The 21602-nt window shown below is 51.4% G+C and carries 22 protein-coding genes and 1 other annotated feature; of the genes, 10 read left to right on the top strand and 12 right to left on the bottom strand.

Annotated features, from left to right (window positions below):
• Positions 1-355: 355 nt before the first annotated feature.
• From clpB to rluD, 3 genes are all read right to left on the bottom strand, one after another.
• The gene (gene clpB, locus L2097_RS21550) at positions 356-2929 is read right to left on the bottom strand and encodes an ATP-dependent chaperone ClpB (RefSeq protein ID WP_085006797.1); all 2574 of its coding nucleotides are present in this window, start codon (positions 2927-2929) and stop codon (positions 356-358) included.
• A 129-nt stretch (positions 2930-3058) separates the two neighbouring features.
• Complete coding sequence (gene yfiH, locus L2097_RS21555) at positions 3059-3790, bottom strand: purine nucleoside phosphorylase YfiH (protein ID WP_085006798.1); 732 nt, start codon at positions 3788-3790, stop codon at positions 3059-3061.
• On the bottom strand, positions 3787-4767 hold the full coding sequence (gene rluD, locus L2097_RS21560) for a 23S rRNA pseudouridine(1911/1915/1917) synthase RluD (protein WP_047369220.1): 981 nt from the start codon (positions 4765-4767) through the stop codon (positions 3787-3789). Before rluD ends, yfiH begins: the two co-directional genes overlap by 4 nt.
• A 130-nt stretch (positions 4768-4897) precedes the next feature.
• Here rluD and bamD point away from each other — a divergent pair, with 130 nt between their 5' ends.
• The 4 genes from bamD (at position 4898) to pheA (ending at position 7648) form a co-directional block, all read left to right on the top strand.
• Positions 4898-5635, top strand: a complete 738-nt coding sequence (gene bamD / locus L2097_RS21565; RefSeq protein WP_047369219.1) for an outer membrane protein assembly factor BamD — start codon at positions 4898-4900, stop codon at positions 5633-5635.
• 266 nt (positions 5636-5901) lie between these two features.
• Positions 5902-6234 (top strand): ribosome-associated translation inhibitor RaiA, encoded by a 333-nt coding sequence (raiA, locus tag L2097_RS21570; RefSeq protein WP_047369218.1) that lies wholly within the window; start codon positions 5902-5904, stop codon positions 6232-6234.
• Between the two features lie 105 nt (positions 6235-6339).
• Positions 6340-6465: a sequence feature (Phe leader region), on the top strand.
• Positions 6341-6388, top strand: a complete 48-nt coding sequence (pheL, locus tag L2097_RS21575; protein WP_103245904.1) for a pheA operon leader peptide PheL — start codon at positions 6341-6343, stop codon at positions 6386-6388. Its footprint overlaps the feature before it by 48 nt.
• Positions 6466-6487: 22 nt before the next feature.
• Positions 6488-7648 carry a bifunctional chorismate mutase/prephenate dehydratase gene (pheA, locus tag L2097_RS21580; protein WP_047369217.1) on the top strand — a complete coding sequence of 387 codons (1161 nt, stop codon included), beginning with the start codon at positions 6488-6490 and terminating at the stop codon, positions 7646-7648.
• Here the strand turns inward: pheA and L2097_RS21585 are convergent.
• From L2097_RS21585 to ffh, 8 genes are all read right to left on the bottom strand, one after another.
• Positions 7645-8517: an SMP-30/gluconolactonase/LRE family protein gene (locus L2097_RS21585; protein WP_250353641.1), complete on the bottom strand. Its 873-nt coding sequence runs from the start codon at positions 8515-8517 to the stop codon at positions 7645-7647. The genes pheA and L2097_RS21585 overlap by 4 nt on opposite strands.
• A gap of 69 nt (positions 8518-8586) precedes the next feature.
• Positions 8587-9708 carry a bifunctional chorismate mutase/prephenate dehydrogenase gene (gene tyrA / locus L2097_RS21590; protein WP_047369215.1) on the bottom strand — a complete coding sequence of 374 codons (1122 nt, stop codon included), beginning with the start codon at positions 9706-9708 and terminating at the stop codon, positions 8587-8589.
• A 9-nt stretch (positions 9709-9717) separates the two neighbouring features.
• Positions 9718-10788 carry a 3-deoxy-7-phosphoheptulonate synthase AroF gene (gene aroF / locus L2097_RS21595; RefSeq protein WP_047369214.1) on the bottom strand — a complete coding sequence of 357 codons (1071 nt, stop codon included), beginning with the start codon at positions 10786-10788 and terminating at the stop codon, positions 9718-9720.
• Positions 10789-11266: 478 nt separating this feature from the next.
• Positions 11267-11614, bottom strand: coding sequence for a 50S ribosomal protein L19 (gene rplS / locus L2097_RS21600; protein ID WP_002914145.1), 348 nt, complete (start codon positions 11612-11614; stop codon positions 11267-11269).
• A 39-nt stretch (positions 11615-11653) separates the two neighbouring features.
• Positions 11654-12421, bottom strand: coding sequence for a tRNA (guanosine(37)-N1)-methyltransferase TrmD (gene trmD / locus L2097_RS21605; RefSeq protein WP_047369184.1), 768 nt, complete (start codon positions 12419-12421; stop codon positions 11654-11656).
• A 30-nt stretch (positions 12422-12451) separates the two neighbouring features.
• A complete protein-coding gene (rimM, locus tag L2097_RS21610; protein WP_047369183.1) occupies positions 12452-13000 on the bottom strand; it encodes a ribosome maturation factor RimM in 549 nt (182 codons plus the stop codon).
• 18 nt (positions 13001-13018) lie between these two features.
• Entirely contained in the window at positions 13019-13267 is a 249-nt protein-coding gene (gene rpsP, locus L2097_RS21615) for a 30S ribosomal protein S16 (protein ID WP_039077560.1), read from the bottom strand.
• Positions 13268-13526: 259 nt separating this feature from the next.
• Positions 13527-14888 (bottom strand): signal recognition particle protein, encoded by a 1362-nt coding sequence (ffh, locus tag L2097_RS21620; RefSeq protein ID WP_047369182.1) that lies wholly within the window; start codon positions 14886-14888, stop codon positions 13527-13529.
• A gap of 168 nt (positions 14889-15056) precedes the next feature.
• Here ffh and L2097_RS21625 point away from each other — a divergent pair, with 168 nt between their 5' ends.
• Together L2097_RS21625 and L2097_RS21630 are read left to right on the top strand one after the other, a co-directional pair.
• Entirely contained in the window at positions 15057-15845 is a 789-nt protein-coding gene (locus tag L2097_RS21625; protein WP_047369181.1) for a cytochrome C assembly family protein, read from the top strand.
• 13 nt (positions 15846-15858) lie between these two features.
• Positions 15859-17145, top strand: coding sequence for an HlyC/CorC family transporter (locus L2097_RS21630; RefSeq protein ID WP_047369180.1), 1287 nt, complete (start codon positions 15859-15861; stop codon positions 17143-17145).
• 46 nt (positions 17146-17191) lie between these two features.
• Here the strand turns inward: L2097_RS21630 and grpE are convergent, their stop codons facing one another.
• Positions 17192-17785 carry a nucleotide exchange factor GrpE gene (gene grpE, locus L2097_RS21635; protein ID WP_047369179.1) on the bottom strand — a complete coding sequence of 198 codons (594 nt, stop codon included), beginning with the start codon at positions 17783-17785 and terminating at the stop codon, positions 17192-17194.
• A 122-nt stretch (positions 17786-17907) separates the two neighbouring features.
• Between grpE and nadK the strand changes: the two genes are divergently transcribed.
• From nadK to L2097_RS21655, 4 genes are all read left to right on the top strand, one after another.
• The gene (nadK, locus tag L2097_RS21640; RefSeq protein ID WP_250353642.1) at positions 17908-18786 is read left to right on the top strand and encodes an NAD(+) kinase; all 879 of its coding nucleotides are present in this window, start codon (positions 17908-17910) and stop codon (positions 18784-18786) included.
• 87 nt (positions 18787-18873) lie between these two features.
• Positions 18874-20535 carry a DNA repair protein RecN gene (gene recN / locus L2097_RS21645; protein WP_250353643.1) on the top strand — a complete coding sequence of 554 codons (1662 nt, stop codon included), beginning with the start codon at positions 18874-18876 and terminating at the stop codon, positions 20533-20535.
• Between the two features lie 148 nt (positions 20536-20683).
• The gene (gene bamE, locus L2097_RS21650; protein WP_047369176.1) at positions 20684-21025 is read left to right on the top strand and encodes an outer membrane protein assembly factor BamE; all 342 of its coding nucleotides are present in this window, start codon (positions 20684-20686) and stop codon (positions 21023-21025) included.
• Between the two features lie 58 nt (positions 21026-21083).
• Positions 21084-21599, top strand: coding sequence for a ClbS/DfsB family four-helix bundle protein (locus L2097_RS21655; RefSeq protein WP_047369175.1), 516 nt, complete (start codon positions 21084-21086; stop codon positions 21597-21599).
• Positions 21600-21602: the final 3 nt, after the last annotated feature.

Consider the following 21602-nt stretch of genomic DNA (forward strand, 5'->3'; position numbering starts at 1 on the left):
ACTTTGAGTGCCCACACAGATTGTCTGATAAATTGTTAAAGAGCAGTGCAACGCGGCTTTCGCTCACCGTTGCGAGGTGGCGTATATTACGCTTTCCTCTTTCAGAGTCAAGCGTTTATTTTCGCTTTTCTCTGTCGGGACTCTCAGGAGAACCCCGCTGACCCGGCGGCTTGTTTGCCGTTGTTCCGTGTCAGTGGAGGCGCATTATAGGGAGTTCTTGTGAAGTGACAAGTATAAAATTCAAAAAAATTATCGTTCGCTCACTTTCCAGGCAAAACAGATATTGAAAGGCAATTCTTGCCTGGTTTTTAAACAAAAACGAGCCCCTGGAGGCTCGTTTTTGCTGTTTTGTGACTTACTGCACTGCCACAATCCGATCATCTTTCACAACTAACTGAATTATTTTGCCCGGTAAAAGTTCGCCAGACAAAATTTGCTGCGCCAGCGGGTTTTCAATCTGCTGTTGAATTGCACGTTTCAAAGGCCGTGCACCATACACCGGATCAAAGCCATTCTCGCTCAGCAGTTTCAAGGCTTCATCGGAAAGACTCACTTCATATCCACGCTCTTCCAGCCGTTTGTACAAACGCTGCAACTGGATTTGAGCAATAGAGGCAATGTGTTTTTCACCAAGCGGATGGAACACTACCACTTCATCTATACGGTTGATGAATTCCGGACGGAAGCTATGGCTGACCACACCTAACACCAGCTCTTTCATGTGACCGTAATCCAGTTCGCCAAATCGCTCCTGAATTAAATCCGATCCCAGGTTAGAAGTCATAATGACAACCGTGTTACGGAAGTCCACCGTCCTCCCCTGCCCGTCGGTCAGGCGACCATCATCCAGCACCTGCAACAGAATGTTGAATACATCCGGGTGCGCTTTCTCAATCTCGTCAAGCAAAATGACGGAGTAAGGGCGGCGGCGAACCGCTTCTGTCAGATAGCCACCTTCTTCATAGCCAACATATCCCGGAGGAGCACCGACGAGACGCGATACCGAATGTTTTTCCATAAACTCAGACATATCGATACGCACCATGGCGTCATCGCTATCAAACATAAAATTAGCCAGCGATTTGCACAGCTCGGTTTTCCCCACCCCGGTCGGCCCAAGGAACAGGAAGGAACCAATCGGCCGATTTGGATCGGACAACCCGGCACGGCTACGGCGGATGGCATTCGACACGGCCTCAACAGCTTCATCCTGGCCAATCACACGCTGATGCAGTTCTTGCTCCATACGCAGCAGTTTTTCTCGTTCGCCTTCCATCATTCTGGAAACAGGAATCCCGGTCCAGCGCGCCAGCACTTCGGCAATTTCGGCATCCGTCACTTTATTACGTAACAGACGCATCGTTTTACCTTCAGACTGGGTAGCCGCTTCCAGCTGTTTTTCCAGCTCCGGGATCTTGCCGTACTGCAACTCAGACATCCGCGCCAGGTCGCCAACACGGCGCGCTTGCTCAATAGCGATTTTCGCCTGCTCAAGCTCAGCCTTAATCGTTTGAGTACCAGAAAGCGAAGCTTTCTCAGCCTTCCACTCTTCTTCCAATGTGGAATATTGCCGCTCTTTATCAGAAAGCTCGTCGTTGAGCATCTCCAGACGTTTTTTGCTGGCATCATCCGACTCTTTCAGCAGCGCTTGCTGCTCCAGTTTGAGCTGGATAATACGGCGATCCAGTCTGTCCAGTTCTTCCGGCTTAGAGTCAATCTGCATACGAATGCTGGACGCCGCTTCATCGATCAGATCGATAGCTTTATCCGGTAACTGGCGGTCAGCAATATAGCGGTGCGATAACGTCGCGGCAGCCACAATCGCCGGGTCAGTAATCTGCACGTGATGATGCAGCTCATAACGCTCTTTCAGGCCACGCAGAATTGCGATGGTGTCTTCAACAGAAGGCTCAGCGACAAACACTTTCTGGAAGCGACGTTCCAGTGCTGCGTCTTTTTCGATGTACTGGCGATACTCATCAAGCGTCGTTGCCCCTACGCAGTGAAGCTCACCACGCGCCAGCGCCGGTTTCAGCATATTCCCGGCATCCATTGCGCCGTCTGCTTTCCCCGCGCCCACCATGGTGTGCAACTCATCGATAAAGAGAATAACGTTACCTTCCTGTTTGGAGAGGTCGTTAAGCACGCCTTTTAAGCGCTCTTCAAATTCACCACGGTATTTCGCCCCGGCCACCAGCGACCCCATGTCCAGCGCCAGTACCCGACGGCCTTTTAAACCTTCCGGGACTTCGCCGTTAACAATACGCTGTGCCAGCCCTTCCACAATAGCGGTTTTACCGACGCCAGGCTCCCCAATAAGAACAGGGTTGTTTTTAGTACGACGCTGCAATACCTGAATGGTACGGCGAATTTCTTCATCACGCCCGATAACCGGATCGAGTTTGCCTTGTTCAGCACGCTCGGTCAGATCGACCGTGTATTTTTTCAAGGCCTGACGTTGATCTTCGGCCCCTTGATCGTTCACGTTGTCACCTCCACGCATTTGATCAATTGCCTGAGTCACATTTGCCGTCGTCGCACCGGCTGATTTCAGCAGGTCAGTAAGCGAACCGCGTGATTCAAGCGCCGCCAGAATAAAAAGCTCTGACGAAATAAAGTTGTCCCCTCTTTTCTGCGCCAGCTTGTCGCAGAGATTCAGCACTCGCATGAGGTCTTGCGAAGGCTGTACATCGCCACCGGTGCCCTCCACCTGAGGCAAACGGCTTAACGCCTGCTCAATAGCCGTACGCAATTGCCCGGCGTTAACGCCAGCAGAGGTTAATAAAGGACGTACCGATCCCCCTTCCTGATTTAGCAAGGCGCTCATTAAATGAAGAGGTTCGATGAATTGGTTGTCGTGCCCCAGTGCAAGCGACTGGGCATCGGCAAGAGCAAGCTGGAATTTATTGGTAAGACGATCCAGACGCATAACTCCCCCCATAACAGGTCAAAATTGCTACTGGAGATTAAATGAGGTCATCCCTCAATTATTCAAGGTGAATGACCTGAATTATGCGAAAAGAAAGTTACACGTTCCGGATCGTCTTGATTCGTTAGGTTATATCAGCCAAATGAAACTTGCCATACGACCCGTGTTTTTGTCGCGACGATATGAGAAAAAATCACCCTTTTGGCTGAAGGTACAGCGATCTCCGCCGAAGACTTGCGTCACGCCGACGCTTGTCAGGCGCTGACGGGCGAGGGTATAGATATCCGCGTAATATTTTTCCCCTGCCGGACGAAATGCCCTGTCTGCAATAGCCTCAACTGCCATAAAAGCATCGCGCACTTCCGGGCCGACCTCGAAAGCATCAGGCCCAATAGCAGGCCCCAGCCAGGCAAGAATATTTTCCGGTTTATCAGCAAAGCAGGCGACGGTCTCTTCCAGCACACCGGCGCAGAGACCACGCCACCCCGCGTGAGCCGCTGCCACTTCGGTGCCATTACGATTGCAAAACAGCACCGGCAGGCAGTCCGCGGTCATTACTGCACAAACTGTCCCCGGCGTATTGCTGTACGACGCATCGGCACGCTTACTGGCATAAGGCTCACCGGTAAGTTTCAGGACATCCTTACCGTGAACTTGTTCAAGCCAGACCGGTTTCGACGGAAGCTGACCTGCCGCGAACATCCGTTTGCGGTTCTCCTCAACATGCACGAGGTCATCGCCACAGTGCGCACCCAGGTTGAGTGAGTCATAAGGTGGCTGGCTCACCCCTCCAATACGCGTAGAGCTACATGCCGCTACGCCAGAAGGCAGCGGCCAGTCAGGGACAATCAGTTTGGTCATAACCAGGCCACATCATCCTTATGAGTTTCGAAGTCGGCACGCATGGCATCAATCAGGTCGATCATGTCCTGAGGGATCGGTGCATGCCATTCCATCTCAATGCCGGTGATCGGATGGTACAGACGAAGCATCGTTGCATGCAGCGCTTGTCTGTCGAACTTACGCAACGCAGCAATGAACTCCTCCGACGCACCTTTCGGCGGACGCGGACGGCCACCATAGAGCTGGTCACCCACCAGCGGATGCGTGATGTGTGCCATATGCACGCGGATCTGGTGGGTACGCCCGGTTTCCAGACGCAGACGCAGACGCGTGTGAATGCGGAAATGTTCCATGATGCGATAGTGCGTCACCGCCGGTTTACCCATCGGATGCACGGACATATGCGTACGTTTAGTCGGGTGGCGGCTGATAGGTTCTTCAACCGTGCCACCAGACGTCATGTGACCGATCGCCACCGCTTCATATTCCCGGGTGATCTCACGCAGTTGCAAAGACTCCACCAGACGCGTCTGAGCAGGAACCGTTTTTGCCACCACCATCAGACCGGTCGTGTCTTTGTCCAGACGGTGAACAATCCCGGCGCGCGGAACATCAGCGATAGGGGGATAATAATGCAATAACGCATTGAGTACCGTCCCGTCTGGGTTACCGGCACCCGGGTGAACGACTAAATCACGCGGTTTGTTGATTACAATAATGTCGTCATCTTCATAGACGATATTGAGCGGGATATCCTGTGGTTCGAAACGCGCTTCTTCTTCAATCTCAGCGTTAATAGCAACGCTTTCTCCACCCAACACTTTTTCTTTGGGTTTGTCACACATTTTGCCATTGACCAGTACTTTCTGGTCGAGAATCCATTCTTTTATACGCGAACGCGAATAATCCGGGAACAATTCGGCCAAAGCCTGATCTAAGCGTTGACCGAGTTGATTTTCGGTAACCGTTGCGGTGAGTTGTACTCGTTGTGCCATATACAGCTTCTTCGTTAACGTTGGGTTTTACGGCTTTGCCGTTTAATATAGTGTGCTATTGTAGCTGGTCTTAGTCGGGAGCAGGAAAGACAATCTCCCGCATACACATTCTGAGGAAAGTCTAATCGTCATGACGCGCATGAAATATCTGGTGGCAGCCGCCACGTTGAGCCTGGCTTTGGCGGGTTGCTCCGGTTCAAAGGAAGTGGTGCCTGATAATCCGCCAAATGAAATCTACGCGACTGCCCAGCAAAAACTGCAAGACGGTAACTGGAAGGCAGCCATAACGCAACTGGAAGCGTTGGATAACCGTTATCCGTTCGGACCTTACTCGCAGCAGGTGCAGCTGGATCTGATCTACGCTTATTACAAAAATGCAGATCTCCCGCTGGCTCAGGCCGCAATCGACCGTTTTATACGTCTGAACCCAACCCATCCTAACATTGATTATGTCATGTATATGCGTGGTTTGACTAACATGGCGTTAGATGACAGCGCCTTGCAGGGGTTCTTCGGCGTTGATCGCAGCGATCGCGATCCGCAACATGCGCGTGAAGCATTTAAAGATTTCTCTAAATTGGTTCGTGGCTACCCACGTAGTCAATACGTTACCGATGCAACCAAACGACTGGTTTTCCTGAAAGACCGCCTCGCGAAGTATGAATACTCTGTTGCTGAGTACTACACTAAACGTGGTGCATGGGTCGCCGTGGTAAATCGTGTTGAAGGTATGATGCGTGACTTCCCGGATACCAAAGCAACGCGCGATGCGCTTCCGCTGATGGAAAATGCATACCGCGAAATGCAGATGACCGCTCAGGCAGACAAAGTGGCAAAAATTATTGCCAGCAACGGTCAAAGCAGTTGAGTCATCCTTAAACGCAAAACGGCAGCCCTGAGCTGCCGTTTTTTATGCCTGAAAGGCAGAGCTGAAGCGGTTTAGCTTCAAGTCATCCTATCAACTATGACGGGTAATCCGGACTTCGACAAGTAATATTTGCCCTCTTCCTGTCCTGCCTCACAAAACATTGCCCTTGACAAAAAGTGACAAAATAATGTGATTTAAATCACACATTTTGACATTAGCCGAGGTATGCTGGAATCACCAAGACGGAAAGACAAGAGGTAAAATTTATGACAGTGAACATTACCAGCAAACAAATGGAAATCACCCCAGCAATTCGCCAACATGTCGCAGACCGTCTCGCCAAACTGGATAAATGGCAAACACATCTTATTAATCCACATATCATCCTGTCGAAAGAACCGCAGGGCTTCATCGCAGATGCCACTATTAATACGCCAAACGGACATCTGGTCGCCAGCGCCAAACACGAAGATATGTATACCGCTATTAATGATTTGATCAACAAGCTGGAACGGCAGCTCAATAAAGTGCAGCACAAGGGTGAAGCGCGTCGCGCCACAACGTCGGTGAAAGACGCGGACTTCGTTGAAGAAGAATAACCTTACAGTATTGAGTTAATCAGCAACGCGCCTTCGGGCGCGTTTTTTATTGACAGAGAGAAAACAGTACAGGTACTTTAGTCTGCACACTCAAAAGGAAATCTCCATGAAACATGTTCCGTTCTTCTTCGCATTCTTTTTTACCTTCCCCTGACCGGGAGGCGATTCGTTTTGTGATAAAGAATGCGAAGACGAACAACAAGGCCTCCCACTCCGGGAGGCCTTTTTTATTGATAACAATTAAGGCAACAACATGACAGCGGATAACCCTTTACTGGATTTACGTGTAAAAATAAGCGCCCTGGATGAGCAGTTACTTTCCCTGTTAGCCGAGCGGCGTCAACTGGCAGTCGAGGTGGGTAAAGCAAAACTGGCTTCTCACCGTCCTGTGCGGGACATTGACCGTGAACGCGACTTGCTGGAGCGCCTGATTGAATTAGGTAAAACGCACCATCTTGATGCGCATTATATTACCCGCCTGTTCCAGTTAATTATTGAAGACTCCGTTCTTACGCAGCAGGCGCTACTCCAGCAGCATCTCAACAAAATTAATCCCCATTCAGCCCGAATCGCCTTCCTCGGCCCGAAAGGCTCTTACTCGCATCTGGCAGCGCGTCAGTATGCCGCCCGCCATTTTGAGCAATTTATCGAGAGTGGCTGTCTTAAGTTTCACGATATCTTTAATCAGGTTGAAACCGGCCAGGCCGACTATGCCGTCGTGCCGCTGGAAAACACCAGTTCCGGGGCAATCAATGACGTTTACGATTTGCTGCAGCACACCAGTCTATCGATTGTGGGTGAGCTGACGGTGCCAATTGATCACTGCGTACTGGTATCCGGCTCAACCGATCTGGATAAAATCCAGACCGTTTACAGCCATCCGCAACCTTTCCAGCAATGTAGCCAGTTTTTGAATCGCTACCCGCACTGGAAAATTGAATATTGCGAAAGTACCTCCTCCGCCATGGAACGCGTGGCGCAGGAAAACTCTCCACACGTGGCCGCTCTGGGTAATGAAGCCGGTGGTGCGCTGTATGGATTACAGGTACTGGAGCGTAACCTGGCAAACCAAGCGCAGAATATCACTCGCTTTGTGGTGCTCGCCCGTAAAGCGATTGATGTCTCCGATCAGGTGCCAGCCAAGACCACACTGCTGATTGCAACCGGCCAACAAGCTGGTGCGCTGGTTGAAGCATTACTGGTGCTGCGTAATCACAATCTGATCATGACCAAACTCGAATCGCGCCCGATCCACGGCAACCCATGGGAAGAGATGTTCTACCTGGATATTCAGGCGAATTTACACGCTTTGGATGTGCAAAAGGCCCTTCGCGAGCTGACATCCATTACCCGCTCGCTTAAGGTGCTGGGCTGTTATCCCAGCGAAAACGTCGTGCCTGTCGATCCGGCTTAACGTTCTATAAAGGCTGATTTCTTCACTCCTGCCACTTCCACCGGTAGGGTGAAGATCGCCCCCGAAAGTGGATAATCTGCTACCTCCTGTGCATCCATATTCTCCCGCGTGGTCGTAATAAACAGCGTTTTCATATCAACACCACCAAAGCAGACCATTGTCGGGCAACGCACAGGCAGACGATACTCCGCCAGTTGCTCTCCCTGCGGCGAAAATCGTGCAATACGCCAGCCATCAAACATAGCGCTCCAGTAACAACCTTCCATATCCATTGCCGCACCGTCAGGGATCCCTTCACCGGGCTGAAATCGCCGGAACACTTCACGCGCGCCGGGCTCCCCCTGCTCATCCAGCGGCGTTCGATAGATAACGCCATTTGGCGTATCAGAGGTAAACATCCACTGTTTGTCGTGGCTAAATGCCAGACCGTTATGGCCCTGGATATCACACTGGATAACAGTGGGTTTAAGATCATTATCAATACGCATCAGTAGCGCGCCGTTGTAATCACCCGGCCCCCAGAATGTGCCTGCGTAGAAACGGCCAAGATGATCGGTGCCGCCGTCGTTAAAACGCGCCAGTTGCGGGTTTGACGGATTATCGCACACTTTCTGTACCAGCAGCCCTCGCTTATCTGCGAGCCAGATAGCGTTACGCATCGCGACAATAAAACCGCCCTTCTCCCTCAATGCAAAGCAGCCAACCTCCTCGGGAAAACAAAGCACCGAGTGTTCACCAGTGTCAGTGTGGTAGCGATGGAGCTCACCTTCAAGAATATCGGCCCACCAGAGCGCCTGCTCTTCCTCACTCCATGTCGGGCATTCCGGCAGGTGCCCGGTATAATCAAACAGCAGTTGCGGTTCAGCCATATCTGTCCCTTACAAAGAAAAAAGCCAGCGGTATATGCCACTGGCTTTTCAGTATAAACGGCTTTTTATTTATTGGCGGCTGTCATTCGCCTGGCGCAGCAAGACGCGACTTTCACTCTGGAAGCGCTTAGCATAATCGCCAAACCAGTGTTCTACTTTCCGGAAGCTATCAATAAACGCCTGCTTGTCACCGTGTTCCAGCAGACTGATCGCCTCGCCGAAACGCTGATAGTAGCGCTTGATCAGCGCCAGGTTATTCTCCGATGACATAATAATGTCGGCATAGAGCTGCGGATCCTGGGCAAACAAACGGCCCACCATCGCCAGTTCAAGACGGTAAATAGGCGACGAAAGTGCCAGTAACTGCTCAAGCTGTACATTCTCCTCTGCCAGATGCAGCCCATAAGCAAAGGTGGCAAAGTGGCGTAACGCCTGGATAAACGCCATATTCTGGTCATGTTCAACGGCGCTGATACGATGCAGACGCGCCCCCCATACCTGAATTTGTTCCAGAAACCACTGATAAGCATCCGGGTTTCGGCCATCACACCATACGACAACCTGTTTCGCCAGGCTACCGCTGTCAGGACCAAACATCGGGTGCAAACCGACAACAGGCCCTTTATGAGCTTCCAGCATCGCCTGCAACGGCCCGCTTTTTACTGACGCCAGGTCGACAAGGATGCAGTCGTCCGGTAACGGCGGGAGTTGGGCGATCACTTTTTCAGTGATATGAATAGGGACACTCACAATAACCATGCCCGCATCAGCGACGATAGCCTGCGCCTGCGACCAGTCATCTTTTTCCAGAATACGAACCTGGTAGCCAGATAGCGTCAGCATTTTGGCAAACAACTGTCCCATTTGTCCGTTGCCGCCGACAAGTACTACCGGCCGCAGCGAAGGACAAAGCGTTTTGAACCCTTTGTCGTTTTCACTGGAATAGGACTCACGCATAACGCGACGCAGAACATCCTCAATCAAATCCGGCGACACCCCCAGGGCTTCGGCTTCCTGACGACGGGACGCCAGCATTGAGGCTTCACGCTCCGGAACATAGATCGGCAGGCCGTATTTACTTTTTACTTCACCGACCTCAGCAACCAGTGACATACGACGCGCCAGTAGTTCCAGCAACGCTTTATCGACTTCATCTATTTGATCGCGTAACGCGGTCAGTTCTGCAACCATAACATCCTCTTAAGCCAGACGTGCCGCAAGGCTACTGCGCAAGTCATTGCCGATTTCACGCAGCAACGCCTCGGTGGTTTCCCAGCTAATGCATGCATCGGTGACGGATACACCGTATTTCATTTCACTACGCGGCTGCTCGGAAGATTGATTGCCTTCGTGGATATTACTTTCAATCATTAAGCCAATGATTGAACGGTTTCCGTCTTTGATCTGCGCAACAACCGACTCAGCCACTGCAGGCTGGCGACGGTAATCTTTATTCGAATTGCCATGACTGCAATCTACCATCAGCGCTGGCTTGAGTCCCGCCTGCTCCATCTCTTTTTCACACTGAGCGACATCCGCAGGGCTGTAGTTTGGCGCTTTACCGCCGCGCAGAATCACGTGGCCATCGGGATTACCTTGCGTTTGCAACAGGCAAACCTGACCAGCCTGGTTAATACCGACGAAACGGTGCGGCATTGCTGCCGCGCGCATTGCGTTAATCGCCGTTGCCAGGCTACCGTCAGTGCCGTTTTTGAAGCCCACGGGCATCGACAAGCCAGAGGCCATTTCACGGTGAGTCTGTGACTCAGTTGTGCGCGCACCAATGGCGGACCAGCTAAACAGGTCGCCCAGGTACTGCGGACTATTCGGGTCGAGCGCTTCGGTTGCCAGCGGCAGCCCCATGTTGACCAATTCCACCAATAGCTGGCGAGCAATTTTCAGCCCGGCCTCTACATCAAACGAGCCATCCATGTGAGGATCGTTAATCAACCCTTTCCAGCCAACGGTGGTACGGGGTTTTTCAAAATAGACGCGCATCACCAGATAGAGGCTATCGCTGACCTCAGCGGCAAGTGCTTTAAATCGACGAGCATATTCCAGTGCGGTTTCAGGATCATGAATTGAGCAAGGGCCACAGACGACCAACAAACGAGGATCTTCGCCAGCAATGATGCTGGAAATCGTCTGACGAGACTGCGCGATCTGCGCTTCCTGAGCAATGCTCAGTGGAAAAGCGGCTTTCAATTGATCCGGAGTAATCAGAACTTGTTCGTCGGTAATGTGTACGTTATTCAGCGCGTCTTTTTGCATGATGGTGATCCTGTATGACTCGTTTGCGATAGTTATTCCTCAGTGAGGAGGTGACACAATACCATAGTTAGTAAAGAATTCAATCCAAAATACGTACATTTATCTTTACAATACAATTTTAAGCCTCATTAATCGGGAAAAATGTGTAAATAATTTATTACACCTAAAGATCTCTCTGTCCATACAGAAAGTAAGTCTGAGGTTAGATGCTTGCGCGAAAATATCAGGAAGGGCAAGCGATTATGCCGGGGTAACGAGCATTGATAGCAGGGAAGCTGCGCAGGTTTTGACGACGAAGCAACTGTCGCCAGTAAACACGCTGGAGGTAAGGATGTGATTTAGTGGCTGAGATTCCGGATAAACATCTCCTTTCATAATCGTCCGGGTAAATGCAGTTGCTTTCCCCCTCTTCAGACCATAAAAAAAAGGGCCAGCCCACAGGCCAGCCCTTTTTAACAGGATGTCGCGAAAGCGAATCTTAGTTAAGACGCTCTTTGATACGAGCAGACTTACCAGTGCGCTCACGCAGGTAGTACAGTTTAGCTTTACGTACAGCACCACGACGTTTAACAGCAATGCTGTCAACTACCGGAGAGTGAGTCTGGAAGACACGCTCAACGCCTTCGCCGTTGGAAATTTTACGAACAGTGAATGCAGAGTGCAGACCGCGGTTACGAATAGCGATAACCACGCCCTCGAATGCCTGCAGACGTTTTTTGGAACCTTCAACAACCCATACTTTCACTTCCACGGTATCACCCGGACGGAAGGAAGGTACGTCCTGCTTCATCTGTTCTTGTTCAAGTTGCTTAATAATGTTGCTCATAATTTAATCTCTTATCCTGGGTAAACTGATATTGGGGGCTTACGCCGTCCCATCATGTTTATGTTGCTGTTGTGCGTGTTCTTTTTTGAACTCCGCCAGCAACCTTGCTTGCTCTTCAGTCAGAGCCAGGTTTTCCAGAAGTTCAGGTCTTCTAAGCCAGGTGCGGCCCAGCGACTGTTTCAAACGCCAGCGACGTATCCCGGCATGATTTCCCGACAGTAATACTGGCGGTACTTCCATACCTTCTAACAACTCAGGTCGAGTATAGTGGGGGCAGTCCAGTAATCCATCAGCAAAGGAATCTTCCGTTGCCGAAGCTTCATGACCCAGAACACCTGGAATAAACCGGGAGACCGAATCAATCAGCGTCATGGCTGGTAACTCACCACCGCTGAGAACGTAATCGCCGATAGACCATTCTTCGTCAATCTCGGTTTGGATTACGCGCTCATCTATCCCTTCGTAGCGCCCGCACACCAGAATCAGTTTCTGATTCGTTGCCAGTTCGCTGACGCCCGCTTGATCAAGCTTACGCCCCTGAGGTGACAGATAAATCACTTTTGCGCCTTCACCGGCCGCATCTTTTGCTGCATGAATGGCGTCCCGCAAAGGTTGCACCATCATTAACATCCCCGGTCCGCCGCCGTAGGGACGATCGTCCACGGTACGGTGCCGGTCATGAGCAAAGTCACGTGGACTCCAGCTCTGGATGCTCAGCAGGCCATTTTTTACTGCCCGGCCAGTTACCCCGTAGTCGGTAATCGCGCGGAACATTTCAGGAAACAGGCTAATTATGCCAATCCACATAGCGCCGTCTTTTACCGTATATCCGGAGGTTTAAAAACCAGGATCCCAATCTACTTCAATGGTTTGAGTAGCGAGATCGACTTTCTTGATAACCTGCCCATCGAGGAACGGAACCAACCGCTCCTTGATACCAAATGCATCTTTCAGGTTTGCCTTAATGACGAGAACGTCATTTGACCCGGTTTCCATCATATCGATGACTTTACCGAGACTATAACCTTCGGTGGTCACTACCTGGCAGCCCATCAGGTCTTTCCAGTAGTAGTCACCCTCTTCCAGTTCCGGCAACTGCGATGAATCTACGACAATTTCGCAATTGGTCAGCAGATTCGCTGCATCTCTGTCATCAACACCTTTCAGTTTGATGACAATGTCCTGATTGTGGTAGCGCCAGCTTTCCAGCTCAATGCTCTGCCACTGACCCGCCCGTTCAATAAACCATGGCTGGTAGTCAAAAATGCTTTCGGCGTCTTCGGTGGAGGAAAACACTCTGAGCCAACCACGGATACCGTAAGAAGATCCCAGTTTACCCAGAACGATAGGATTAACAGGGCTCTGCGCGGCGTGTTGCTTGCTCATCATGACCACCGTGACAGATTAAGCTGCTTTGTTTACTTCTTTGATCAGCGTAGCTACGCGATCAGAAACGGTAGCGCCCTGGCCAACCCAGTGAGCGATACGATCCAGATCCAGGCGGGTGCCTTCTTCTTTCTCGGACGCGATCGGGTTGAAGAAGCCAACGCGCTCAATGAAGCGACCGTTGCGTGCATTACGGCTGTCGGTGACAACAACCTGGTAGAACGGACGCTTTTTAGCGCCGTGACGAGCTAAACGAATAGTTACCATAACATCCTCTTGTGTGAATAAAACAACCGGGCCCCATCGAGGAACGGAGCCCGGTGTCATATTAAAAGCCCGAAAATTTTACTGATTTTTGGGGAAAATGCAATCAGGATATAGCAAACAAGGGAGATAAGGCGTATATCGGTGCAGCCAGTTTAGTTACGGCGTGCGCACAGAAAGCGGAGCGTACACGTAGTACGTGAGCATTTCGAGCACACCCCGGGGCTAAAATGGCAAACAAGATAGCCTTATACCCTTGTTTTTAGCGGCCAGGGAACCCCGGCGGCATCATCCCCTTCATACTTCTCATCATCTTCGCCATACCGCCCTTCTTCATCTTCTTCATCATGCGCTGCATGTCGTCGAACTGTTTCAGAAGGCGGTTAACATCCTGCACCTGCATCCCGCAGCCCGCAGCAATACGGCGTTTACGGGAGCCTTTGATGATTTCAGGGTTCGCACGCTCTTTAAAGGTCATCGAGTTGATGATCGCTTCCATACGCACCAGCACTTTGTCATCCATCTGCGCTTTCACGTTATCCGGAATCTGACCCATGCCAGGCAGCTTGCCCATCAGGCTCGCCATACCGCCCATGTTTTTCATCTGACGCAGTTGTTCCAGGAAGTCGGTCAGATCAAAACCGTCGCCTTTTTTCAGTTTGGACGCCAGCTTCTCGGCCTGAGCGCGATCGACCTTACTTTCAATATCTTCGATCAGCGACAGCACGTCGCCCATACCAAGAATACGCGAAGCAATACGGTCCGGATGGAACGGCTCCAATGCTTCGGTCTTCTCACCTACGCCCAGGAACTTGATCGGTTTGCCGGTAATATGACGAATAGAGAGCGCCGCACCGCCGCGGGCGTCGCCGTCCACTTTGGTCAATACAACCCCCGTCAGCGGCAGCGCTTCGTTAAACGCTTTCGCGGTATTCGCCGCATCCTGACCGGTCATGGCGTCAACAACAAACAGGGTTTCTACCGGATTAATCGCGGCATGGACCTGTTTGATTTCATCCATCATCGCTTCGTCGACATGCAGGCGACCAGCGGTATCCACCAGCAGCACGTCGTAGAATTTGAGCTTCGCTTCTTTCAGCGCGGCATTAACAATATCCACCGGCTTTTGCGCAACATCAGACGGGAAGAAATCGACGTCCACCTGTTGCGCAAGGGTTTCCAGCTGTTTGATCGCCGCCGGGCGATAAACGTCCGCGGAAACCACCATCACTTTCTTCTTGTGTTTTTCACGCAGGAACTTACCCAGTTTACCCACGCTGGTGGTTTTACCTGCACCCTGCAGGCCCGCCATCAACACAACGGCTGGCGGCTGGGCGGCCAGATTAAGGCTTTGGTTCTCTTCACCCATCGCCGCAACCAGTTCGTTACGAACGATTTTGACGAACTCCTGACCGGGCGTCAGGCTCTTATTCACTTCATGACCAACCGCTTTTTCTTTTACGCGGTTGATGAAATCACGCACGACCGGCAAGGCGACGTCCGCTTCCAGCAGCGCCATACGCACTTCGCGTAGCGTGTCTTTAATATTGTCTTCAGTGAGGCGTCCACGACCACTGATATTGCGCAGGGTGCGCGACAAACGATCGGTTAAATTATCAAACATTGTCTCTCGCCTGAGGTAAAACGATGGGCCGCCAGGGCGACGCATAACAGAAATTTGCGCCAGTATAACATGAAGACATTCGTGATGTATGTGATGCAACGGTTGGAGCCAGAGTCACGTAACGTTATACTGCATCTCTTTCTTCTTAGGTCAACTGTCGACGCCACTATGCCCGTGTTCGCCTTAATTTCTCTTGCCGCCTATTCCATCAGCCTCGCACTGATCGTTCCCGGTTTGTTGCAGAAAAACAGCGGCTGGCGCCGCATGGCGATTTTATCAGCGGTTGTCGCGCTGATGTTTCACGGCTTCGCGCTTAAAGAACGGATTTTCCCGGACGATGGTGGGCAAAACTTAAGCTTATTAAACGTCGGTTCGCTGGTCAGCTTAATGATCTGCACAGTCATGACCATTGTGGCGTCGAAAAACCGCGGCTGGCTGCTGCTGCCCATCGTCTATACTTTTGCGCTTATCAATCTCGCCTTCGCCATTTTTGTGCCAAACGAGTACATAACGCATCTCGAAACCACTCCGGGTATGATGATCCATATCGGGCTTTCACTCTTCGCCTATGCCACGCTGATTATCGCAGCAATGTATGCGCTACAACTGGCGTGGATTGACTATCAACTTAAGAATAAACGACTGGCATTCAGCAGCGAAATGCCGCCGTTAATGAGCATTGAGCGCAAAATGTTTCATATCACCCAGATTGGCGTGGTTCTGCTGACATTAACGCTCTGTACAGGTCTCTTCTTCCTCAAAAACCTGTTCAGCATGGAGAATATCGACAAAGCTGTCCTGTCGATCATTGCGTGGTTCGTCTATATCGTATTGCTGTGGGGCCATTACCATAAAGGGTGGCGCGGGCGCCGTGTCGTGTGGTTTAACGTCGCAGGCGCCGGCATTCTAACGCTGGCCTATTTCGGTAGCCGCGTTCTGCAGCATATCCTAAGTTAAGAAGGAGTTCCCCCTGGAACACATTTCCACCACGACGCTGATCGTCACCCTGATCATCATGGTGGTGATTTCGGCGTACTTCTCCGGTTCTGAAACCGGCATGATGACCGTTAACCGTTATCGCCTGCGTCATCTGGCAAAGCAGGGCCATCGAAGCGCTAAGCGCGTCGAAAAACTGCTGCGTAAACCCGACCGACTTATCAGCCTGGTATTGATTGGCAATAATCTGGTCAATATCCTCGCCTCTGCGCTGGGTACCATCGTTGGTATGCGTTTATACGGTAACGCTGGCGTGGCAATTGCAACCGGCGTGCTGACTTTTGTCGTCCTGGTGTTTGCCGAAGTCCTGCCGAAAACCATCGCCGCCCTGTATCCCGAAAAAGTCGCTTTTCCCAGTAGTGTTCTGTTAGTACCGTTGCAGATCATCATGATGCCGCTGGTCTGGCTGCTTAATGGGGTAACGCGCGTTCTGATGAGGATGGTGGGTATTAAGGCTGATGTCGTTATCAGCGGCGCACTGAGCAAGGATGAATTGCGTACCATCGTGAATGAATCCCGCTCCCAAATCTCCCGACGCAACCAGGATATGCTGCTGTCGATACTGGATCTGGAAAAAGTAAGCGTCAATGACATCATGGTGCCGCGTAGTGAAATCGTCGGTATCGATATCAACGACGACTGGAAGTCGATCGTGCGTCAGCTTACCCATTCGCCGCATGGCCGTATTGTGCTCTACCGGGATTCACTTGACGATACCATCAGCATGCTACGCGTACGCGAGGCCTACCGTCTGATGACAGAGAAAAAAGAGTTCACCAAAGAGGTCATGCTGCGCGCCGCCGATGAAATTTATTACGTGCCGGAAGGCACGCCGCTCAGCGTACAACTGGTGAAATTTCAGCGTAATAAAAAGAAAGTCGGCCTGGTCGTGGACGAATACGGCGACATTCAGGGGCTGATTACGGTTGAAGATATTCTCGAAGAGATTGTCGGAGACTTTACGACATCAATGTCGCCGTCGCTGGCCGAGGAAGTGACACCGCAAAATGACGGGTCAGTGATTATTGATGGCAGCGCCAATGTGCGTGAGTTGAATAAAGCCTTTAACTGGCAATTACCGGAAGCCGAGGCCCGGACGATTAACGGGATGTTACTTGAGGCACTAGAAGAGATCCCGGCAGCCGGAACCCGCGTGCGCATTGAACACTATGATATCGATATTCTCGATGTGCAGGACAACATGATTAAGCAGGTACGCGTTATTCCGGTCAAATCCCTTCGCGACAGCGTGGCGGAATAATGATGTTAACCCTCTCCCCGCAGGGTGAGGGTTAACATGAGGGAAATTAACCCTTCGCTTTCGCGACCGTCACCATTGCGGCGCGGATCGTGCGGCCATTGAGGGTAAAGCCTTTTTGCATCACGCCCAGCACGTTGCCCGGTGCCACATCTTCTGACTCCACCATCGCGATAGCCTGATGCACATTCGGATCCAGCGGAACGTTGGTATCGGCTACCACTTCAACACCGAATTTTTTCACGACATCCAGCATAGATTTCAGCGTCAGTTCAATACCTTCGACCATCGAGGACATGTCGGCATTGTTCTTGTCCGCGACTTCCAGCGCGCGATCCAGGCTATCAATCACCGGCAATAGTTCGTTGATGAATTTTTCCAGCGCAAATTTATGCGCCTTCTCAACGTCCAGCTCGGTACGGCGACGCAGGTTTTCCATTTCTGCTTTAACACGCAGAATACCGTCACGCTCACGGTTCTGCGCTTCAATCAGTTGCGCTTCGAGGTTGGCAATCTTCTCATCGCGCGGATCCACCTGCTCAGCAGAAGCGTCTGGTTCAACCGCCTCAATATCTTCGTGCTGATCCATGATAATTTCTTCCGGGGCTTGCCCGTCAGGCGTTTTCTGTTCTTTACTACTCATGAATTTCTCCGCGTTTTTTCGCATTCATCTCGCTAACTTCGCTTATTATGGGGATCCGTTTCCGGGTTTCAAGGGAACGCGACAGATTGTCATCATTCATTTGGCACAAGGACCACCAGAAAATGGCTCATCATTTCAAGTGTATTGGTATTGTCGGTCATCCGCGTCACCCCACCGCGCTGACCACACATGAAATGCTCTATCGCTGGCTGTGTACAAAAGGGTATGACGTCATTGTCGAGCAACAGATTGCACAAGAGTTACAGCTTAAAAACGTGCGCACCGGTACGCTGGCAGATATTGGTCAGCAGGCGGATCTCGCGGTAGTCGTCGGCGGTGACGGTAATATGCTTGGCGCCGCGCGCACACTGGCGCGCTACGATATTAAAGTCATTGGCATCAACCGTGGCAATCTGGGTTTTCTGACAGACCTCGACCCCGATAACGCACAGCAGCAGTTGGCTGATGTTCTGGAAGGTTATTATATTGCCGAAAAGCGTTTTTTGCTGGAAGTACAAGTCTGCCAGCAGGATTGCCAGAAGCGCATCAGCACCGCGATCAATGAAGTCGTTCTCCATCCCGGCAAAGTCGCCCATATGATTGAGTTCGAAGTCTACATCGATGAGATTTTTGCGTTCTCTCAGCGTTCAGACGGTCTGATCATCTCCACGCCAACAGGCTCCACGGCCTACTCGCTGTCGGCGGGCGGTCCAATCCTGACCCCCTCGCTGGATGCCATCACGCTAGTGCCCATGTTCCCGCACACGCTTTCTGCACGCCCACTGGTCATTAACAGCAGCAGCACTATTCGCCTGCGTTTCTCACATCGTCGCAGCGATCTGGAAGTGAGTTGCGATAGCCAAATCGCGCTGCCCATCCAGGAAGGCGAAGATGTGCTGATTCGTCGGTGCGACTATCACCTCAATCTGATACACCCAAAAGATTATAGCTATTTCAATACATTAAGCTCAAAACTCGGCTGGTCAAAAAAATTATTCTGAATAACGTAGTCCGGGGCTTTACTGTATATAAAACCAGTTTATACTGTATTTAAACACAGTTATGGTTATTCATACAGGAAAGCAACCATGTTGGCACAACTGACTATCAGCAACTTTGCGATTGTTCGTGAACTTGAGATCGACTTCCATAGCGGAATGACGGCTATCACGGGTGAGACCGGGGCAGGTAAATCCATCGCCATTGATGCGCTGGGGCTTTGCCTGGGTGGTCGTGCAGAGGCCGACATGGTGCGAGCGGGCGCCGCACGCGCTGACCTGTGCGCGCGCTTTGCCCTGAAAGACACCCCAGCAGCACAACGCTGGCTGGAAGAGAACCAGCTTGAAGACGGACGTGAGTGTTTACTTCGCCGCGTTATCAGCAGCGACGGGCGCTCTCGTGGTTTTATCAATGGCACGGCAGTTCCGCTTTCACAATTGCGCGAACTGGGGCAGTTGCTGATCCAAATCCACGGCCAGCACGCACATCAGCTGTTAGTGAAATCTGAACATCAGAAAGCTTTGCTGGACGGCTATGCAGGTGAGTACACACTTACTCAACAGATGGCAGAACATTACCGCCAGTGGCATACGAGCTGCCGCGAACTGGCGCAGCATCAACAGCAAAGCCAGGAACGTACCGCACGTGCCGAACTGCTGCATTATCAATTAAAAGAGCTTAACGAATTCAACCCACTGCCGGGCGAATTTGAACAGATTGATGAAGAGTACAAACGCCTCGCCAACAGCGGCCAGTTACTTAGCACCAGTCAGCATGCGCTGAATTTGCTGGCAGACGGCGAAGATGCCAATCTACAAAGCCAGCTCTATACCGCACGCCAAATGGTTACCGAACTGGCCGGGATGGATGCCAGCTTGTCCGGCATCCTCATTATGCTCGAAGAAGCGGCTATTCAGGTCAGCGAGGCCAGCGATGAGTTGCGTCATTACTGTGACCGTCTTGAACTGGATCCGAACCGCCTGTATGAACTTGAGCAGCGTATTTCAAAACAGATTTCGCTGGCGCGTAAACACCACGTCAGCCCGGAAGCCTTGCCACAATTCCATCAATCATTGCTGGAAGAGCAACAGCAGCTTGATGACCAGGCAGACTCACAGGAAACGCTGAAGCTTGCAGTGGCGAAGCACCACCAACTGGCACTTGAGGCCGCCCGCCAGCTCCATACGCAACGGGTGCACTACGCGCACGAGCTGGGGCAATTGATCACCGAGAGTATGCATATGCTTTCAATGCCGCACGGGGTATTTGATATCGACGTCAGCTTTGATGAGCATACCCTCACCGCTGATGGCGCCGATCGCATTGAGTTCCGCGTCACAACCAACCCCGGTCAGCCCCTACAGGCTATTTCTAAAGTCGCCTCCGGCGGTGAGCTGTCACGAATTGCGCTAGCCATTCAGGTCATCACCGCCCGGAAGATGGAAACCCCGGCGCTGATTTTCGACGAGGTGGATGTGGGAATCAGCGGCCCGACCGCGGCGGTCGTCGGTAAACTTCTGCGTCAATTAGGCGAATCCACCCAGGTCATGTGCGTGACTCACCTGCCTCAGGTTGCAGGCTGTGGGCACCATCACTTCTTTGTTAGCAAAGAGACCGACGGCGCAATGACCGAAACACACATGCTGCAGTTGGATAAACGCGCACGTTTACAGGAACTGGCACGGCTGTTAGGGGGTAGTGAAGTCACCCGAAATACACTGGCAAATGCGAAAGAGCTACTCGCTGCGTAAACTTTTTGTCATTAGTACGGTCTCAGTACACGATAAATTCGCCGTCAGACCAGGTAGCAAAGGTTTTAAACTGGCTAAAGGTCTATTATTATCGGCACATTACAAATGAGCCACGTACTGTTCGGGCCCGAAAAGGAATCAAATCATTATGCGCTGTAAAATGCTGACTGCTGCCGCAGCGGTTCTTCTGATGTTGACCGCAGGCTGTTCCACTCTGGAACGCGTGGTTTACCGTCCTGATATCAATCAGGGGAACTACCTGACTCCGAATGACGTTTCTAAAATCCGCGTAGGGATGACGCAACAGCAGGTTGCATACGCATTAGGTACGCCGATGATGACCGACCCGTTTGGAAGCAGCACCTGGTTCTATGTATTCCGCCAGCAGCCGGGGCACGAAAATGCAACCCAGCAGACGCTGACGCTGACCTTTAACAGCAGCGGCGTATTAACCAACATTGATAACAAACCCGCACTGACAAAAGAGTAATTGCAGAATCAGAAATGGCGCCTTATGGCGCCATTTTTCATTTCAGGGGATGAAAACGATGGCTGTTCCGGAAAGCAAAACCGCCCTACTTGAAGCAATGGAAAAATCCGCCCTCGCATTACGCAAAAAACTCGCCCGCATACCTCCCGAGATGGCCTTTCAGCCATGTCTTGACGGTCATGTAGCCGGGAGCCGCATGAGTGTCGCCAACCTTGTCAGCTACCTGATTGGCTGGGGAGAGCAAGTTCTCTACTGGCACCACCAGGAAGCGGCAGGCGAGCAAATCGATTTTCCGGCAAAAGGCGTAAAATGGAATGAACTGGGGAAGCTTGCGCAAAAATACTACGCCGATTACCAGCATATTACGTCATGGTCGATGTTGCTTAATTTGCTGGAAGAGAACCAACAGCAACTGGTGGCTCTGGTGAATGGCTTTAGCGACGATGAATTGTACCACCAACTCTGGTACGGAAAATGGACGCGAGGTCGTATGATTCAATTCAATAGCGTCTCACCGTACAAGAATGCCAGCGCCAGATTGAACGTCCTGTTAAAAGCGCTTGCAACAACCTGAACA

This window comes from Citrobacter sp. MNAZ 1397, assembly GCF_023613995.1.
GTDB lineage: Bacteria > Pseudomonadota > Gammaproteobacteria > Enterobacterales > Enterobacteriaceae > Phytobacter > Phytobacter ursingii.

Excerpts from the sequence above, each read along its gene's own strand:
- clpB (WP_085006797.1), bottom strand. The coding sequence starts at position 2,929 with ATGCGTCTGGATCGTCTTACCAATAAATTCCAGCTTGCTCTTGCCGAT.
- yfiH (WP_085006798.1), bottom strand. The coding sequence starts at position 3,790 with ATGACCAAACTGATTGTCCCTGACTGGCCGCTGCCTTCTGGCGTAGCG.
- rluD (WP_047369220.1), bottom strand. The coding sequence starts at position 4,767 with ATGGCACAACGAGTACAACTCACCGCAACGGTTACCGAAAATCAACTC.
- bamD (WP_047369219.1), top strand. The coding sequence starts at position 4,898 with ATGACGCGCATGAAATATCTGGTGGCAGCCGCCACGTTGAGCCTGGCT.
- raiA (WP_047369218.1), top strand. The coding sequence starts at position 5,902 with ATGACAGTGAACATTACCAGCAAACAAATGGAAATCACCCCAGCAATT.
- pheA (WP_047369217.1), top strand. The coding sequence starts at position 6,488 with ATGACAGCGGATAACCCTTTACTGGATTTACGTGTAAAAATAAGCGCC.
- L2097_RS21585 (WP_250353641.1), bottom strand. The coding sequence starts at position 8,517 with ATGGCTGAACCGCAACTGCTGTTTGATTATACCGGGCACCTGCCGGAA.
- tyrA (WP_047369215.1), bottom strand. The coding sequence starts at position 9,708 with ATGGTTGCAGAACTGACCGCGTTACGCGATCAAATAGATGAAGTCGAT.
- aroF (WP_047369214.1), bottom strand. The coding sequence starts at position 10,788 with ATGCAAAAAGACGCGCTGAATAACGTACACATTACCGACGAACAAGTT.
- rplS (WP_002914145.1), bottom strand. The coding sequence starts at position 11,614 with ATGAGCAACATTATTAAGCAACTTGAACAAGAACAGATGAAGCAGGAC.
- trmD (WP_047369184.1), bottom strand. The coding sequence starts at position 12,421 with ATGTGGATTGGCATAATTAGCCTGTTTCCTGAAATGTTCCGCGCGATT.
- rimM (WP_047369183.1), bottom strand. The coding sequence starts at position 13,000 with ATGAGCAAGCAACACGCCGCGCAGAGCCCTGTTAATCCTATCGTTCTG.
- rpsP (WP_039077560.1), bottom strand. The coding sequence starts at position 13,267 with ATGGTAACTATTCGTTTAGCTCGTCACGGCGCTAAAAAGCGTCCGTTC.
- ffh (WP_047369182.1), bottom strand. The coding sequence starts at position 14,888 with ATGTTTGATAATTTAACCGATCGTTTGTCGCGCACCCTGCGCAATATC.
- L2097_RS21625 (WP_047369181.1), top strand. The coding sequence starts at position 15,057 with ATGCCCGTGTTCGCCTTAATTTCTCTTGCCGCCTATTCCATCAGCCTC.
- grpE (WP_047369179.1), bottom strand. The coding sequence starts at position 17,785 with ATGAGTAGTAAAGAACAGAAAACGCCTGACGGGCAAGCCCCGGAAGAA.
- nadK (WP_250353642.1), top strand. The coding sequence starts at position 17,908 with ATGGCTCATCATTTCAAGTGTATTGGTATTGTCGGTCATCCGCGTCAC.
- recN (WP_250353643.1), top strand. The coding sequence starts at position 18,874 with ATGTTGGCACAACTGACTATCAGCAACTTTGCGATTGTTCGTGAACTT.
- bamE (WP_047369176.1), top strand. The coding sequence starts at position 20,684 with ATGCGCTGTAAAATGCTGACTGCTGCCGCAGCGGTTCTTCTGATGTTG.
- L2097_RS21655 (WP_047369175.1), top strand. The coding sequence starts at position 21,084 with ATGGCTGTTCCGGAAAGCAAAACCGCCCTACTTGAAGCAATGGAAAAA.